Below are 16,244 nucleotides of genomic sequence, written 5' to 3' on the forward strand. Positions count from 1 at the left end.
TTTAATGTGACCTCATCCAGAGGTAGTTCAAGACCCGTCATGATCGGTTTTGCCGTATGGATTTTGTAAATGTCCCCTTCAATCACGCGTACTTTGTGATCCTCTTCCACCATCCAGCCATGCTTCACCTTACCATTGCGCTCATAACGGATTATCATGATTCCTTCTCCCCCGTGTCGCGAGTTTCTCTATACCTGTATTTAGAACAGGTCAGTTGTCGTTTCTTTTGGCTTCGTTGTAATCTCTTCGATTTCAGTTCGCGCTACAGCATCCTCCACTAACGCTTCTACATCCAGCACTTCCTCAAATTTTGCAGCGAGGCGAGGCTTCGGTCGCGTTACAGGATTTTTCGGTGTAAACACCGTGCAGCAGTCTTCATACGGCAAAATAGAAAGCTCGTACGTATCGATTTGACGAGAAATGTCCACGATATCTACCTTGTCCATGGCGACGAGTGGTCGCAGGATCGGAATTGAAATCACCTTGTTGATCGTGTCCATGCTTTCCAAGGTTTGCGATGCAACTTGACCGAGGCTTTCTCCTGTTGCGAGTGCCTTGGCATTCGTATTTTCCGCAACACGCTCCGAGATGCGCATCATGAAGCGGCGCATGATGGTGATCAAATAGTCTTCTGGACATTTTTCACGAATGGCGGTCTGAATCTCGGTAAACGGTACAACGTGGAGACGGACAGTTCCTCCCCATTTCGTCAGCTTATGAGCCAAGTCACGTACTTTTTGCAAAGCGCGCTCGCTCGTAAACGGATAGCTGTGGAAGTGGATCGCTTCAAGTGTCACACCACGCTTCAGCATCATCCATCCCGCTACAGGACTGTCGATACCCCCAGATAGAAGCAGCAGTACTTTTCCGCTCACCCCAACTGGCAAGCCACCTAGTCCCTTGATGGTTTCACAGCTAATGTAAGTACCCTCTGTGCGAATTTCTACATTCACGATGGTATCTGGCTCGTGCAAGTCTACGCTGATAGCTGGCAGAGCACGAAGGATGTGCGTTGCCACCATTCGATTGACTTCCATCGATTGAATCGGATAGCGTTTATCCGCACGACGGGAAACCACACGGAACGTACGTGGCTGTGGATTCAATTGACGAACCAACTCCAGCGCTTTTTCCTTGATCGTTTCAATATCAGGATCTACCTGGATCGTCGGACTAAAGGAAGAAATCCCAAAAACACGCTTCAAACGCTCCATAACCGCGTAAGCATCCTCGCCGTGCAGCTCCACGTACATCCGGCCGTAATTGCGTCGAACTTTTACTTTAAAAAACGAACGCAGTACGTTTCTCACGCTTTTTACAAGGGCCTCTTCGAATTGATCGCGGTTTTTCCCTTTAAGCGCCAACTCACCATAACGAATTAAAATAACATCGTAGTTCATGATTATCTCCTTTTAGTTGTCCACACTATTTTCTATGAGCGGGGGCAGGTTGTTGTTTGATATAAGTCCGAAGCACACTAACGCATTCTTCTAAGGCCTTCAAAAACTGCTGAATGTCGTCCGGTGTATTTTCCCGGCCCAGACTGATCCGCAGAGATGACAACGCGCAATCCCGCTCGATGCCAATCGCAGTCAATACTCTGCTCGGCTCATTGACTTTGGATGAACAGGCCGACTTGGTGGATATCAGAAAACCTTTTTCCTCCAAAGCATGCAACAGGACTTCTGCTTTTACTCCTGGTACTGACAAGTTCATAATATGAGGAGCCGTATTCGATTCCGGGGTATTCACGACGCAACCTTCCATCGTTGCAATCCCCTCCCGAAGCTGTTGATTCAATTTTTGCAGCCTGATCATCTCGACGCTGCCCAGTTCTTCTAGAATCCGGATTGCTTTTGCCATACCAGCGATGGCTGGGAGATTTTCCGTTCCTGAGCGAACTCCCCCTTCTTGACCGCCACCCATCATCAACGGGTGAATAATCAAGCCTTCCCGTTTATACAAAATGCCAACTCCTCTGGGCCCGTAAAACTTGTGCGCAGAGACGCTCAGCAAATCGATCCCTGAATCCTTGATGCGCAAAGGAACTTTCCCAATTCCTTGGACAGCATCGACGTGAAACAGGACTTTCGGGAATTGCTTCAACCATTGTCCGATTTCTAGGATCGGTTGAATGGTTCCCAGCTCGTTGTTCACATGCATAACGGAAACGAGAATCGTATCCGGACGCATTGCTTTCTGAACAGCTTCTACCGATACGCGGCCTTCATGATCTACCGGCAGATATGTCACAGCAAATCCCAGACCTTCCAACTGTTTGCAAACATCGTAAACAGCCGGATGCTCTACCTGCGTTGTAATAATATGTTTCCCTCTGTTTTGATATTGAAAGGCTACGCCCTTGATCGCCGTATTATTGCTCTCCGTACCACCTGAAGTAAAAATAACTTCACTTTCTTTACAGCCCAAGTACTGAGCGGCAACCTTTCGCGCCTGCTTCAGTACATTTTCCGCCTCTACTCCTTTTTGATGCAAAGAAGACGGGTTTCCATAGTAGTTTTCCATCGCGCGTCTAACGGTTTCAATCACTTGAGGATGAGGCCGGGTAGTCGCACTGTTGTCCAAATAAATCACCAGTACACACCTTCCTAAGGGCAAGATGCCCGAATACTACGCTTCATCATAACATGACTTTTCGTAAAGAACATACAAAGTATTACACTTCTCGACCTTATTTTTCCCCGAGTGCATTGCTCTCAAAAGGCCAAATCAGACAATCTGAACAACCGTTCACAGACTATTCACGGATAAAGCGCTTACATCCAGATATAGGCTATTTACATTGGTTTGGCCTTTCGTTAGAATAGTCAATAAATTTAGATAAAAAACAACAACAAGGAGAGAACCACCATGACAGCACAAGCTATGCAAGAAGAAATCAAGAAGATGGAAGCCGAATTGAAAAGACTGCAAGCGGAACTGGCGAAGATGAACAAAAATATCCCTCAGTACGACCGCACGGATGTCGCATACCTAAATGAGGTGTACAACGCGTGACGCTCATTCGAATTCGATAGCGTGGTGACGGCATGAAGGATTCGCCGTGACCACGCTATTTTTTGTAAAAAAACCGCTCCTGTCGGTTCGACGGAACGGTTTTGGCTTGCTTCTATTTAAACGGAATCTCCCCTACATACTCGCCAGAAAAAACTTCAGTAGCCGGACCCGTCATATAGACGCGATTATCCGCTTCCTTCCATTCAATAAAGAGATCGCCTCCTGCCAGGTGGACCGTGACTTTTCTTCCTGTCTTTCCACTCAAGTGGGCAGCTACTGCAGCAGCGCAAGCTCCCGTCCCACAGGCAAGCGTTACACCTGATCCTCTCTCCCATACACGGAAAAGAATTTCCTCGTGATTCAATATTTGGATAAATTCGACGTTGGTTCGCTCAGGAAACCACTCGTGATACTCGATCATTGGCCCGTAGTGGCGAACATCCTCTTCCTTCACTTCATCCACGAAAAGGATGGCATGAGGATTCCCCATTGAAACAGCCGTCATCGTGAACGCCGTTCCACCGACTTCGATTCCCTCTTCTCGCACTTGCTCTTCTGGAATACCTGTCATCGGAATTGCTGCTCGCTCAAAACGAGGCTCTCCCATATCAATTGTTACTTGATCGACCTTACCATCTGCTCCTAGCGATACTACTGGAGTGACGGTCCCTCCCAATGTCTCCACGGTAAACGTTGTTTGCTTTGTCAAACCGTGATCGTATACGTACTTACTCACACAGCGCAAGCCGTTTCCGCAATTTTTTGCTTCGCTGCCATCATTATTAAAGACCCGCATGCGAAAATCTGCTCGCTCAGATGGCATAATGAGGATCAGTCCATCGCCCCCAATGCCAAAATTCCGATCACTCACTCTTCGTGCCAATTCGGGTAAATCTACAAGTAATACGTCTTCCTCAAAACAGTTGACATAAACGTAATCATTCCCCAAGCCATGCAGCTTTGTAAATTTCATCGTCCACTCCTCTTTCTCTTTCGTATGCTAGGTCTGACTCTTTTCTATGCCTATTATCTTATCACACCCCAGAGAATCGCGGTCGAATCAAAAGGTGGTATACTACCACTAGCATCGATGATGGGAAGAGGTGGAACAAGCATTGGATTATCATATTTTCCGCTATGCACTCGGAACGAAAAATGAAGCAAAACGCCTCGCTGTACAAAAAGCAACGGGAACGGAACCTTTCTGCATATCCGTCCCCTCTGGCGTAGCGGCTCAGCCGATGAGTGAAGAAGAAACGATAACAGGAGCGATCAATCGGGCAAAAGCTGCACGTAGTCAAGCACCGGAAGCAGACATCGGGCTAGGCTTGGAAGGCGGACTTATGTACGATGAGCGGTTTACAAAACAGTGGTATTTGATTTCCATCTGTGCAGCCTGGGATGGAAGTGAGTTATTTATTGGAAAGGGATTGGCTTTCCCTCTCCCGAATCAAGCCGTTCACCGAATCCAGCAGAAACAAATTGAGCTTAGTACCATCATAGATGAATGGGGGAAAACCGTCGGCAGTAATCATCGCGGCGGCGCCTATTCCCTTTTAACGGATAATCGCGTACGTCGTTCCGATGTGTTTTGTGACGCCGTGATCGCAGCCATTACGCCTTTTGTTTCCTCTTTGTACAAATAACATGAAAAACCCTCTCCAGCTAAACGAACCGGAGAGGGTTTTGGTTTGATGCTTTTAGCGAGCCGTATAATACGGGTAGATGACTAATGCGCCCAAAATGGCAACAGCACCTATGATCATCGCCCAGACTCCCAGCGTCTTCGAGTTGCGTCGATACGCCAGATAGCCAAGCACCATACCAATTGGAGCCACCAAGTACGGCATGAAAAACAAGGACAGGATCGATAAGCCCAAGCCAGTCATCCCGATACCGCTGGCCCGATTTCCCCGGTTTTCCTCGTCTGTGTCGATCTCACTGGCAGCACGACGCGTCGGAAACGGCTCGGCGATTTCCGTCGCCGCCTCGATGTCGTCATCTCTGACTTTGGCAACCGGTGAACGGTCCTCCTTTGTCAAAACACCGCCATCCAAACGCTCCGAAAAGTCTTTTCGCTCCTCATTCAGCTCGCCTGTATAGCGCTCTGTCAAGGAGTGAGGGTCATAGTGAACCCTGCGCCTCGACCGATCTTCCTCTTCGTCAAAGACGGCCTGTGTCCAGGTATTCGCTGCAAACTCCCTGTCGTGCTGATCAACCGTCTCGGAAAAACCGGTGTCTTCCTTCCGCTTCGCATCATTACGTTCGTGTCGATCCAACATAGCATGCTCAGCCCCTTTTTTGGTAAAGGATTAATTAAGTGAAGGAAGTAGCCTTATTGTCTGCCTACGTTGTACAATTTAAACGGGAGGCGAGAGAATGAAACCAGACAAAATCCTAACCATTGGCATTGATATTGACGGTACAGTCACATCACCCAGCAGTATTGTTCCGTTGATGAATGAGAGCTTTGGAAGAGATTTACGATATGAAGATTGTGTGGAATACAATTTAGCCAACGTGTATCGAATCACGGACGCAGAGTTTGAAATGTGGCTGGATCAAAACGGGGAGCGCCTCTATGATGGTGCGCCTGTTCACGGAATAGCCGATCAGGTTTTGCGCGATTGGTTTACCTCCCACAAGCTGGTATATATAAGTGCTCGTGAGGATCGTCACCGCGATGTGACGTTACAATGGTTTGCTCGCTACAATATCCCTCATCATGAAGTGGATTTGATTGGGAGCCACGACAAGCTGTCAGCTGCCCGCAAGTGGGGCGTGGACCTATTTTTGGAGGATCGTCTGGAGAACGCTTTGCAATTGTCAGAGGCGCTGCAAATTCCCGTGTTCTTGTTTGACACTCCGTATAACCAAGCTGCCTTACCTCCGCTCGTCCATCGAGTCACTTCTTGGGAAGAGGTTGCCCAAAAAGTCAACGAGCTTTTTCCAGCTAAGACAAGCGTATAGGTTGAATAGCAAAAAGACGTATCACCTTAAAGGGATACGTCCTTTTTGCGCCGAAGCGTTATTTCTTTTCGGATGTCTTCGGCTTGAACGTCAGACAACAGGTCTCAGACGATGTCTTAGCCTTATCCTGATGCTGCGTGTTTTGACCGTACTCGCCTGCGAATTCTTCCTTCAGGTTTACGGTGGCGTGTGCGTCAATCTCTACCATGATCTCTTCGGCGCTGCAAAGATTGCCCTTCGCCCAGTATTCACAGTTTGCTACAGAACATTTTACTGCTGGCATGTGCATTCACCCCCTAGAGGCTAGCCTTCACAACAACTCAGGGGCTTATACTTTGCCATTCACAGTGGAAATCAATACTATACACAAGAAAGAAGTGGATGACATGTCGATTACCCGTATTGTCGTCATCACCGGAGCTTCTGGTGGTCTTGGTCTAGCTTTGACACGACTTCATTTGGAAAAAGGAGACTGTGTCATTGCCACTAGCCGGAAAACGATTACCCAGGAACTCGTTTCCTTACAAAAAGATTATCCGGATCGACTCCATCATTACCCGTTAGACGTCAGCAGCAACGAAGACATTCGGCAGTTAGCTGCATGGGTGCACATCCGCTTCGAACGATGCGATTTTCTTTACAACAATGCCGGGATGGCCGTCTTTGAATCACTCATCGAAATGCGTGTGGAGGAGCTGGAAGAAACACTGCGAACGAATATTTCCGGTGTTCTCTACACGACCCGTGCCTTTTTACCGATGATGCTTCAGCAAAAGCAAGGGCATATTATCACGGTTGCCTCACTTGCCGGACAGGTCGCTACAGCCAAAGCTGCGGTATACGCTGCCAGCAAAGCAGCCGTCATCCGTTTTAGTGAAGGATTGCGTCATGAGCTGCAAGGAACTGGAGTTGCTGTGACCTGTGCGATGCCAGGCCCAATCGACACACCTTTTTTGGATAAGGCAGACAAAACAGGTAGCTATCGCAGCAAAGTAAGTCGGTATTTATTGACACCAGAACAAACGGCAAAAGCCATTTATCGAGCGGCGGAAGCAAAACGTCCGGAGGTTGCCATGCCATTTCGTCTACATGCGCTCTCCCGTATCTACTTTTTATTACCTCAGTGGCTAAAACACCTCGTCTCACCTCTCCTCAATCGAAAGTGATGAGGAATCCTCCAAGTTTTTCAATGCCCCGAATGCAAGCAGACCGAAAATGATACATACGGCTGCTCCGGCTCCAATGATCCCTTGAACGCCCAGGAAGGGTATGAGGACGCCAGAGACAGCCGCTCCCGCCGGCATTCCCGTACCCGTAATCGTTCGAACGCTGGTTAATACCCGCCCCAAGAGAGCATCGGGTACCTGTTTTTGCAGGTAGCTTCTGTACATGATGTTATAGGGAGCAAAGCAAAAACCCGCTACAACCATCGAAGCCATTGCGATCTCCAACCGCGAGAATAAAGCGATTGGCAATGTCGTCAATCCCCACGCCACGATAATCCCTGCTAGCGTCGATCCCAACGGAAGTTTCCACGTAACCGTCGAGAAAAAAAGAGAGCCTAGTAATGCCCCGATTGCCAAAGCAGACCAAAGCATCCCTAACGCAACAGATCCTCCTGCCAAATCCTGATTCGCATACAGGGGTAATGCAATTTCAATGGGGCCATACGACATGTTAAACAAAAACGTAAAGAAAACAAGAATGATCAATTGCTTGCGTCCAAATAGGTAGCGATACCCTGTTCGCATGTCACTCAAGAGAGAACGAAAGAACACTCCCATTTGACCTTTTACAATCGTTGCAGGATTCGCACTTTTCGTAAGCTCACGAGGCAGCCTTGAGAAGCAGAAGGCACATACAAAAAAGCTCGCCGCATCAATCAATAGAACATAAGCTTCCCCAATCAACCCGATTAAAACTCCGGCGAGTGCCGGTCCAAACATATAAACAATTTGCCATTGCGTTTCCATCACGCCATTCGCTTTGACCAATTGATTTTTGTCCGAGACGATTCTCGGCAACAATGTCTGCGCCCCAGCTGTGCTCAGCGGAGAAAGAATCCCTGCAATCACAATCAGCACGTATATCACAAATAGTGGAACTTGATCGACCTGCAATAATGCGACCAACGCTATAAAAATAAGTCCTCGCGCGATATTGTCCATCATGATGAGCTTGCGTCGATCAAATCGATCCAGCAAAACTCCCGCTACTAAACCAGCAAAAACAGCAGGGAGCATATACGCAAGAACGACACCACCCATCGCCGCAGGTGAGCCTGTTTTCTTCATGACAAACCACGTCAAGCCCATCCAGCCAAACTGGTCCCCTAGGCTAGACAAGAACATCCCCAGCCAATACCAGCGAAATGAACGCTGTTGCCATAATTCCTTCATGCTGCATCTTCCTTTTTCTCTATATTTCCATTCATTGTATATTCATATTCATACTTTTTCAACAATTATATTTATTAAATCTAAAAGTATCGTTTTGTATCATAAAGAACCTCTGCTCCAAATAAGCAGAGGAATCTCTCCTACATCATTACTGTACGACTGCGATCTTTTTGTAGCTTACGCCGACTCCAAAGCCACAGAATTCCTGCTGCAACTCCAAAAAATCCAAGCCACACGGAGACAGCGGCACTACCGAACTGCTCCGCACTGAATCCGAGAATCAAGCAGCTCGCAGAAAAGCTTCCCATGGTCGCCATTTCCCGTATGGAAAAAACGCGAGCCAGATAAGCAGGATCAGACAGTCGTTGCAGCTTCGTCACAGACAATATCGATGAACTAAACTGAGCCGTTGATGCAAAGAGGATGGCGATCGCCAGCCCAAGTAATGGTTTTGCATGAAACACGGCGATAATCGAGCATCCCATCGCTACGAGTGCCCAACCTTGGACCCGCCACGTTGCTTTCTCGCTCAGGCTGTCAGATAGCTTATTCACAGCAATCCCAGCGATCACACCTCCGAGTCCCAACGGAATATCCAGGAGTCCAAATACATACAAGCCCTCTCCCCGCTCCGTAAGAACATAGTACATCAGCATAATGTAATAGGCGCCACATACCCGTTCCGCCATCTGATAGCCGATTACACTGGCAATTTCCCGATGCTTGCCGATATAACGGAAGCCCTCTTTTAGCCTTTCCATAAAAGGTACAGCCGCTTTCGAATCAACAGAGTTGGCGATATGCGGGAGCGGCAACAAGATGAACAGCGACAACAAATAACAGGCGGCATCAAGCAAAAAGTTGTAACGGTAGGAGAACAAGTAAACCAGAACTGCTGCTATACCCTGACAAACAATAATGAGAAACGAAGTCGTCCCTTGCAAAAGAGAATTGGCAGCTAGCCTGTCCTTTTCCTCCACGGATTGTACGATCGCTACTTGCATGGCTGGTTGGAAAAAAGCACTGCAAATGTTGACCAGGATCAATAACAAAAAAGCCACCCATAAGTAGGTCGCAGATGTGATGAAGAAAAATAAGCTGACGAGAATGCCGCGAAGCAGATTGACGACAATCATGACCCGCCGTTTATCCCAACTCTCCACTAGCGTCCCCGCGAAAAAGCTGGCAAATACATAAGGGAGCATGCGAAACACAGTCCCTGCCGCAAAGGAAAGACCCGATCCACTTAAATCATGTAAAAGTCCAACGACCGCAATAAATGTAAATTCATTTCCGATGATGTGTACAACATGGGCCGTATACAAACGGCGAAAGACGGGATGTTGTAAGATCGCCACAGGAATGCACCCTCTCACCGTTTTCAATATTGTAGCATTTGTCGAAAAATAAAGCCTCTCATATTAAATAAAAGAACGCGCACCACGCAAGCATGAGCTCTTGCAGGTACGCGTTTTGCTATTTATACGGTTTGTTCTTTTTCGGCAAGGACCTTTATCAGCTGACGAGCGCCAAAGCCCATCCGGGTAACTACGCCTGCCTCATTGCGGACGAAGTGGATAAACATATCCGTTTCTCCCCGCTTCATGACGAAGCTGTCTTCTCCTACTGAACGAAGTGGAATATTCGCTCCATTACTCTTGGCTACCAGCTGGTTCTCTTTGATTTCTACCGATACAGTAGCCCCTTCGGACGAGCGATACTCCCCCGTAAATGCAGCGAGTGCATCTACAGAAATTTCATAATCCGGATATTCGAACGGCACTGTATCCGGAGAGCGTCCATTGGTTGCGTTTAAAATGCCATGCATCAAATCGGCCATTGGCCCGCCATCTGTGTTCATCAGTACGGCTCCTGTTAAGCCCCGCTCCGGTAAAACAAAAATTTGTGCAGAAACCCCCTTGATCGCCCCACCGTGCTCAATGAGTGTTCCGTCATGGCAATTGGCTACAAACAATCCATAGCCGTATGCTTGAAACGGCGAAATGGAGATATGAGGCGCTGTCAAGTCCTGCACACTCTCCGATGAGAGCAAGCGATTCTCGCCCACCAATCCACCCGTTCTAAATATTTCTGTATAGCGCAATAGATCGTGAATGGTCGATTTTAGAAAACCAGCCGCACGCATCGATGGTGAATCCCACCATGAAGGGGAACGGTATACCTCACCACCATCCTTTGGGCTTTTCCGCGTGAATAGCGTAGCGACCTCAGCTTCCTCAGGCAAATCTTCGACGAGAAAGGCACTGTTCTTCATCCCGGCAGGCTCCAAAATATGATCATGCACGAACTGCTCGTAAGCGATCCCGCTCACTCGTTCAATAATCAGTCCGAGCATGGCATAACTGTCGTTGGAGTAGCTAAATTCCGTTCCAGGCGCACCTAAAAACTCGTAATTCAGCTTGCCAATATAGGTCATGAATTCTTCTTTTGTATTGATCTCTTCCACTTTCTCGAGATCAAAAGCAAGACCGGAGCTAGAGGTCAGGTCATCCCCTCCCTCCACAATGCTTCTTTTCATTGCACCCGCTAATGTATCCAAAGGAGGAAAACCTGCGGTATGTGTCATCAGATGCTGGATCGTGATCTCCCGGGTATAAGCTTCATTAGGCGTACGGAGCTCAGGGAGATACTTGATGACCGGATCATGAACGGATAGCTTTCCTGCGTCTTGAAGCTGCATGATGGCCACACATGTAAAGGACTTGGTCACAGAACCGATGCCAAACACCGTATCAGGGGTTAATGCTTTTGCATCTTCTGTGTCATCTGCCAAACCGAAGCCATGGAAATACCTTAGTACTCCTTGCTCTGCCAATCCGACTGCTGTTCCTGTTACTTTTGCCTCTGCAAGCAGCTTTTGCGCGTATTCCTCAAACGACTGTACCCAATCCGCCATGTTCCTTCTCCCCTTTTTCGTTAAGCTTTGGTTTAAGGCCGGAAGTTTTCCGTGCGAATCACATAGTTGCCGATCGCCTTTTGGTTCAGGGTATAACCGATGCCCGGGCTATCTGGAACTGCCAATTGACCGGGAGCCATCAGCTCTACACCATTCTCTACGATGTCTTCCTCCCAGTAACGGCTAGAGGCAGCTGTATCACCTGGGATCGTAAAATTCGGCAAAGAAGTAATCGCAATGTTGTGTGCGCGGCCAACACCCGACTCAATCATGCCTCCGCACCACACCGGAATGTCGTGTGCCTGACACAAGTCGTGAATGCGCTTGGACTCTGTTAATCCACCGACCCTCCCCACCTTGATATTAATAATGCCGCAGCTGCCTAGCTCTATCGCTTTTCTGGCATCATCCACATTGTGAATACTTTCATCGAGGCAGATTGGTGTGGACAGCTCCCTTTGCAGCTTGGCATGATCAATAATGTCGTCATGAGCGAGTGGCTGTTCGATCATCATCAGCCCATATTGATCCAGCTCCTTCATCACATCCAAATGCTCCATTGTGTAAGCGGAGTTCGCATCTGCCATCAACGGGACACCCTCGCCAAAGCGTTCGCGGATGGCTCGAATCACCTCGACGTCAAAGCCTGGCTTGATCTTTACCTTGATCTTCTTGTAGCCCTCACTGAGATGGCGCTCTACTTTTGCCAAAACTTGATCAACAGTCGGTTCAATACCGATGCTGATCCCTACATCGATGACAGCTTTCTCGCCTCCTAATGCTTTGGCGAGAGAGATTCCTTTCTGCTTGCTGTATAGATCCCAGATTGCGCCTTCTAGCGCCGCCTTCGCCATGTTGTTGCGGCGAATCGGGGCAAACAACCGATCCACATCCTCAGGGGTCTCGATCTCACTCGAAAACAGCTTCGGTATCATAAACTTTTCCATCATGTGCCATGCTGTCCCTGTCGTTTCTTCACTATAATAAGGAGCCGACATCGCCACACTTTCCGCGTGCCCTACCTCTCCCTCTCCATATACACTGACCAAGATGAGCTCCTTGATGGTCGTATATCCAAAGCTCGTTTCAAAACGGAAACGAAGTGGCATGTGTAGTTGCTGCAATTCAATTCGTTCGATTTTCAATGTACTTCATCCCTTCTATTCCATATAAATGACATGCGACATAATGTTGCGGCGAAGCTAATGTAGCGGCAGGACGCACTGTGCGGCAAATTTCCGTAGCATATGAGCATCTGGTATGGAACGCACACCCAACGGGAACATTCGCCGGAGAGGGAACATCCCCGGAAAGAACGATTCGCTCCTTTTTCCGAAACGGATTGGCTTTGGGAACCGCTGACATGAGCGCTTCTGTATACGGGTGTAACGGGCGCAAAAACAAATCCTTTTTGCTGGCGATTTCGACAATTCGTCCAAGATACATCACCGCAATCCTGTCGCTGATGTGGCGAACGACACCTAGATCATGCGAAATAAACAAATAGCTCAAGCCTAGACGCTGCTGCAAATCCTGCAAAAGATTCACGATCTGCGCCTGAATAGATACGTCAAGTGCTGAAACCGGCTCATCTGCTACGATTAATGAAGGTTCCACCGCCAATGCGCGAGCGATCCCGATCCGCTGCCGCTGCCCTCCGCTAAACTCATGGGGAAAGCGTGTAGCGTATTGAGCATTCAGCCCGACCATCTGAAGCAGTTCTTTTACTTGATCGCGCCTTTCTTTCGCGGACATCTGCGGATCTCTGACGCCTAACGCTTCCTCCAAAGCCCCTTGCACGGTCATCCGTGGATTTAATGATGCATACGGATCCTGAAACACGATTTGCATTCGCTTGCGGAGTGGACGAAAACGTGCAGCTGACATCTCCGAAATGTTTTGTCCTTCAAATTCAATCGTTCCACTCGTCGGCTCAATGAGTCGCATGATGCTGCGACCAGTCGTTGACTTGCCACAACCGCTCTCTCCTACCAGCCCAAGCGTTTCTCCTTTTCGCAACTGGAAAGAAACCCCATCGACTGCCTTAATCACTTCGTCGCGATTGCGAAATAGTCCTTTGCTAATTGGAAAATACGTCTTTAAATCGTTTACTGATAACAAGATATCCCTCATACCGCCATCTCCTTGTTCTCGTACAGCCAGCATCGAACAGCCTGTGTGCCTGTTCCCGTTGCCATCAGCGGCGGTTTTTCTTTGTGACATCGCTCCTCGGCCTGTGAGCAGCGGAAGCGGAATGCACACCCTTGTGTCACTTCACCCAGTAGCGGGACACTGCCTTCAATCGGATCGAGGCGAAGCTTCTCCTCTTCATCCAGATCGGGGATGCAGCGTAAAAGTCCAATCGTATACGGATGCTTTGGATGCGAGAACAGACTGGCAACGTCAGCTTCCTCTACGATCTCCCCGTAGTACATCACAAGTACACGATCAGCCATTTCAGCCACGACACCCAGGTCATGCGTAATGAGTAGCAGAGAGGTATGATCGTTCTCCTTCAAATCGTTCATCAGTTCCAAAATTTGCGCTTGAATGGTCACATCCAGCGCGGTGGTCGGCTCGTCTGCAATCAATAAATCCGGGTTGCAAGCCATCGCCATCGCAATCATGACACGCTGCTTCATCCCACCTGATAGCTGATGGGGATAGTCCCGCATGATGTCTTCTGCCCTCGGCACGCCCACTTTTTTGAGCATCTCAATCGCTTTTGCTTGGCGTTCTTTTTTCGATAAATCGGTATGCAGTTGATAAACTTCTTCTAGCTGTCGGCCAATCGTATGGACCGGATTGAGCGACGTCATCGGCTCCTGAAAAATCATCGCGATATCTTTTCCGCGAATGTTGCGAAGTTCACCAGTACTCAACTGGTTCAATAAGATATCACGAAATCGAATGCTTCCCTCCATCTGTGCATTCGCCCGGGATAAGAGTCCCATAATCGCCAAGGACGTCACGCTTTTTCCACAGCCAGACTCGCCTACCAACGCTACCGTCTCCCCTTTTTTCAGTTGAAAAGAAATGCCTTGTAGCGCTGGCAGCTCGCCCTTATCCGTCTTAAACTGCAAGCGTAAATCCTTTACTTCCAAAAGTACCTCTTTCATCAGCTTGTGCCCCCCTTCATCCATTACCTCGTTTTCGGGTCGAATGCATCCCGTAATCCGTCACCTAACAGATTGAAGCCAAGGACAACCAGCATGATGGCCAATCCAGGAAAAATGGACATCCACCAAGCTTGACTCAAGAATGCTTTGCCGACAAAAACCATGGCTCCCCACTCAGGCATCGGCGGTTGCGCACCCAGCCCGAGAAAACTCAAGGCCGCTGCAGCCAAAATACTCACACCGAATTGAATGGTGGAAAGCACAATGATTGGGGAGAGAATATTGGGTAAAACATGTTTCAGCAAAATTTGCCAGTCCCTGATCCCCAGAGCGCGAACAGCCTCAATGTACTCTTTTTCCCTTATGGATAAGACCGCAGAGCGAACGACCCGCACATAGGACGGAATAACGGCAATGACTACCGCGATCATGGCATTCGTTAATCCAGGACCCAAGACCGCAATGACAGCGATCGCCAGAAGCAGTGCAGGAAGTGACATGAGAATATCCATGCCCTGCATGATAAACAGATCCACACGACGATAATAGCCAGCGATAATACCGAGCGTTACACCTATCAAGGTAGAAAGTACAACCGTTATCAAACCCATCAGCAAGGAAATTCGCCCCCCGTGCAACAGACGGGAAAAAATATCTCTGCCGAAATCATCCGTTCCAAGAAGATGAGTCAGACTCGGAGCGCTTAATCGGCTGTTAAAGTTCATTTGTTCGACAGGATGAGGGGCAACGACTGGAGCAAGAAGCGATCCCAGTGTAAAGACGATCAGGATGACCACACCCGCCATTGCTGTCTTATTGCGTTTCAGCCGTTTGCCCATCCCTCCCCAATACGACTCCGGACGATTTCTGTTCACCATTCATCGGCTCCTTCCTTAGTCGAAATGGATTCGCGGATCAATCCGGCTGTAAATGAGATCCACGATCAAATTGGTTAAGGCAAAAATCAACGCCATGAAAAACACCATGCCTTGTATGGTCGGCATATCCCGTTTGCTGATCGCCTCAATCGCCAAGCTGCCGATCCCTTGCAGAGAAAACACCGTTTCCACCACCACAGCTCCAGCCATGAGCGCACCGAACTGCAAGCCTAACATCGTGACAACAGGAATAATGGCATTCGGCAGGCCGTGGCTCAAAATGACTCGGAACAGCGCCGCCCCCTTGGCCTCGGCTGTCCGCATGTAATCCTGCTTGATCACTTCCAGCATGCTGGAGCGGGTCATACGGGCGATCATCCCCGCTTCCGCCATACCCAAGGTGATCGCTGGCAGCAGCAAGGAGTGAATCCCCTCATAGCCGGAAATCGGAAACAAGGCCAGCTTGTAAGCAAAAATCCAGATGAGAAACAAGGCAATCCAGAAGCCGGGTGCCGAAATACCGAGTAATGAGGTAAGCACCACAAGCCGATCGATGATGGTGTTTTGCTTGACGGCAGCAATCGTGCCTAACAAGATACCGAATATTGCGGCAATGATTACACTAAGGATGGCAAGCTGCATGGTAATCGGGAAACGGTTCATGATTTGATCCCATACCTTTTCACCAGTGAATAACGATGTTCCCAAATCGCCAGTGAACAGGTTTCCGACAAACCGCATGTATTGCTGCCACAGTGGTTGATCAAGACCAAGCTTCGCTCTCATTTGACTGATGGCCTCTGGTGTTGCAAACTGTCCGAGTATTTGTGTTGCGGGATCGCCCGGAATGAGGTGTACCATCAAGAAGATCAGGACGGATACGCCAAGCAGTGTACCCACCAGGGAAAGTAATCTTTTTATTACATATCGGCGCATGCCTTCA

General features: G+C 48.6%; 18 protein-coding genes (1 of these 18 only partly in view). 4 read left to right on the top strand and 14 right to left on the bottom strand.

The genetic code is table 11. The annotated features are described in order from the left end of the window. The 3 genes in view from ACUUHJ_RS22315 to ACUUHJ_RS22325 are tightly spaced (at most 42 nt apart) and all read right to left on the bottom strand, a layout consistent with a single transcriptional unit that may run on beyond the window. Positions 1 to 158, bottom strand: partial view of a fumarylacetoacetate hydrolase family protein gene (locus tag ACUUHJ_RS22315; protein WP_289673857.1) — the 5' end (the start) only. The gene continues 619 nt to the left of window position 1, outside the view; the window shows 158 of its 777 coding nt (coding positions 1-158); its start codon is at positions 156 to 158; the stop codon falls past the left edge of the window. A gap of 42 nt (positions 159 to 200) precedes the next feature. Further along, entirely contained in the window at positions 201 to 1,400 is a 1,200-nt protein-coding gene (gene thiI / locus ACUUHJ_RS22320) for a tRNA uracil 4-sulfurtransferase ThiI (protein WP_015892361.1), read from the bottom strand. A 25-nt stretch (positions 1,401 to 1,425) separates the two neighbouring features. Next, positions 1,426 to 2,595: a cysteine desulfurase family protein gene (locus ACUUHJ_RS22325; RefSeq protein ID WP_472299968.1), complete on the bottom strand. Its 1,170-nt coding sequence runs from the start codon at positions 2,593 to 2,595 to the stop codon at positions 1,426 to 1,428. Positions 2,596 to 2,871: 276 nt separating this feature from the next. Here ACUUHJ_RS22325 and ACUUHJ_RS22330 point away from each other — a divergent pair, with 276 nt between their 5' ends. Beyond that, entirely contained in the window at positions 2,872 to 3,018 is a 147-nt protein-coding gene (locus ACUUHJ_RS22330; RefSeq protein ID WP_015892363.1) for a hypothetical protein, read from the top strand. 112 nt (positions 3,019 to 3,130) lie between these two features. Here the strand turns inward: ACUUHJ_RS22330 and dapF are convergent, their stop codons facing one another. Beyond that, positions 3,131 to 3,991: a diaminopimelate epimerase gene (dapF, locus tag ACUUHJ_RS22335; RefSeq protein ID WP_472299969.1), complete on the bottom strand. Its 861-nt coding sequence runs from the start codon at positions 3,989 to 3,991 to the stop codon at positions 3,131 to 3,133. A 142-nt stretch (positions 3,992 to 4,133) separates the two neighbouring features. Here dapF and ACUUHJ_RS22340 point away from each other — a divergent pair, with 142 nt between their 5' ends. After that, positions 4,134 to 4,664: a DUF84 family protein gene (locus tag ACUUHJ_RS22340; protein ID WP_472299970.1), complete on the top strand. Its 531-nt coding sequence runs from the start codon at positions 4,134 to 4,136 to the stop codon at positions 4,662 to 4,664. Between the two features lie 54 nt (positions 4,665 to 4,718). Here the strand turns inward: ACUUHJ_RS22340 and ACUUHJ_RS22345 are convergent, their stop codons facing one another. Beyond that, the gene (locus ACUUHJ_RS22345; protein ID WP_289673860.1) at positions 4,719 to 5,300 is read right to left on the bottom strand and encodes a DUF1700 domain-containing protein; all 582 of its coding nucleotides are present in this window, start codon (positions 5,298 to 5,300) and stop codon (positions 4,719 to 4,721) included. A gap of 97 nt (positions 5,301 to 5,397) precedes the next feature. On the opposite strand from ACUUHJ_RS22345, the gene ACUUHJ_RS22350 reads away from it, so the two are divergent. Continuing rightward, entirely contained in the window at positions 5,398 to 5,988 is a 591-nt protein-coding gene (locus tag ACUUHJ_RS22350; RefSeq protein ID WP_289673861.1) for a 5' nucleotidase, NT5C type, read from the top strand. 58 nt (positions 5,989 to 6,046) lie between these two features. Here ACUUHJ_RS22350 and ACUUHJ_RS22355 read toward each other — a convergent pair whose 3' ends face one another. After that, positions 6,047 to 6,271, bottom strand: a complete 225-nt coding sequence (locus ACUUHJ_RS22355; protein ID WP_015892368.1) for a DUF1540 domain-containing protein — start codon at positions 6,269 to 6,271, stop codon at positions 6,047 to 6,049. Between the two features lie 52 nt (positions 6,272 to 6,323). On the opposite strand from ACUUHJ_RS22355, the gene ACUUHJ_RS22360 reads away from it, so the two are divergent. Beyond that, positions 6,324 to 7,154 carry an SDR family NAD(P)-dependent oxidoreductase gene (locus tag ACUUHJ_RS22360; protein WP_472299971.1) on the top strand — a complete coding sequence of 277 codons (831 nt, stop codon included), beginning with the start codon at positions 6,324 to 6,326 and terminating at the stop codon, positions 7,152 to 7,154. Here ACUUHJ_RS22360 and ACUUHJ_RS22365 read toward each other — a convergent pair. From ACUUHJ_RS22365 to ACUUHJ_RS22400, 8 genes are all read right to left on the bottom strand, one after another. Next, the gene (locus ACUUHJ_RS22365; protein WP_472299972.1) at positions 7,131 to 8,387 is read right to left on the bottom strand and encodes an MFS transporter; all 1,257 of its coding nucleotides are present in this window, start codon (positions 8,385 to 8,387) and stop codon (positions 7,131 to 7,133) included. The genes ACUUHJ_RS22360 and ACUUHJ_RS22365 overlap by 24 nt on opposite strands. Positions 8,388 to 8,527: 140 nt before the next feature. Beyond that, complete coding sequence (locus ACUUHJ_RS22370; RefSeq protein ID WP_472299973.1) at positions 8,528 to 9,745, bottom strand: MFS transporter; 1,218 nt, start codon at positions 9,743 to 9,745, stop codon at positions 8,528 to 8,530. A gap of 122 nt (positions 9,746 to 9,867) precedes the next feature. Next, positions 9,868 to 11,304, bottom strand: coding sequence for a serine hydrolase domain-containing protein (locus ACUUHJ_RS22375; protein WP_472299974.1), 1,437 nt, complete (start codon positions 11,302 to 11,304; stop codon positions 9,868 to 9,870). Positions 11,305 to 11,336: 32 nt separating this feature from the next. Continuing rightward, positions 11,337 to 12,449: an o-succinylbenzoate synthase gene (gene menC / locus ACUUHJ_RS22380; protein WP_064202199.1), complete on the bottom strand. Its 1,113-nt coding sequence runs from the start codon at positions 12,447 to 12,449 to the stop codon at positions 11,337 to 11,339. Next, on the bottom strand, positions 12,430 to 13,437 hold the full coding sequence (locus ACUUHJ_RS22385) for an ABC transporter ATP-binding protein (protein ID WP_472299975.1): 1,008 nt from the start codon (positions 13,435 to 13,437) through the stop codon (positions 12,430 to 12,432). The genes menC and ACUUHJ_RS22385 overlap by 20 nt, the downstream gene beginning before the upstream one ends. Then, entirely contained in the window at positions 13,434 to 14,423 is a 990-nt protein-coding gene (locus ACUUHJ_RS22390; RefSeq protein WP_064202197.1) for an ABC transporter ATP-binding protein, read from the bottom strand. The genes ACUUHJ_RS22385 and ACUUHJ_RS22390 overlap by 4 nt, the downstream gene beginning before the upstream one ends. A gap of 23 nt (positions 14,424 to 14,446) precedes the next feature. Beyond that, positions 14,447 to 15,301, bottom strand: a complete 855-nt coding sequence (locus ACUUHJ_RS22395) for an ABC transporter permease (protein WP_472299976.1) — start codon at positions 15,299 to 15,301, stop codon at positions 14,447 to 14,449. 15 nt (positions 15,302 to 15,316) lie between these two features. Beyond that, positions 15,317 to 16,237 (bottom strand): ABC transporter permease, encoded by a 921-nt coding sequence (locus tag ACUUHJ_RS22400; protein ID WP_015892379.1) that lies wholly within the window; start codon positions 16,235 to 16,237, stop codon positions 15,317 to 15,319. Between the last annotated feature and the right edge of the window lie 7 nt (positions 16,238 to 16,244).

It is taken from the genome of Brevibacillus schisleri, assembly GCF_055685845.1.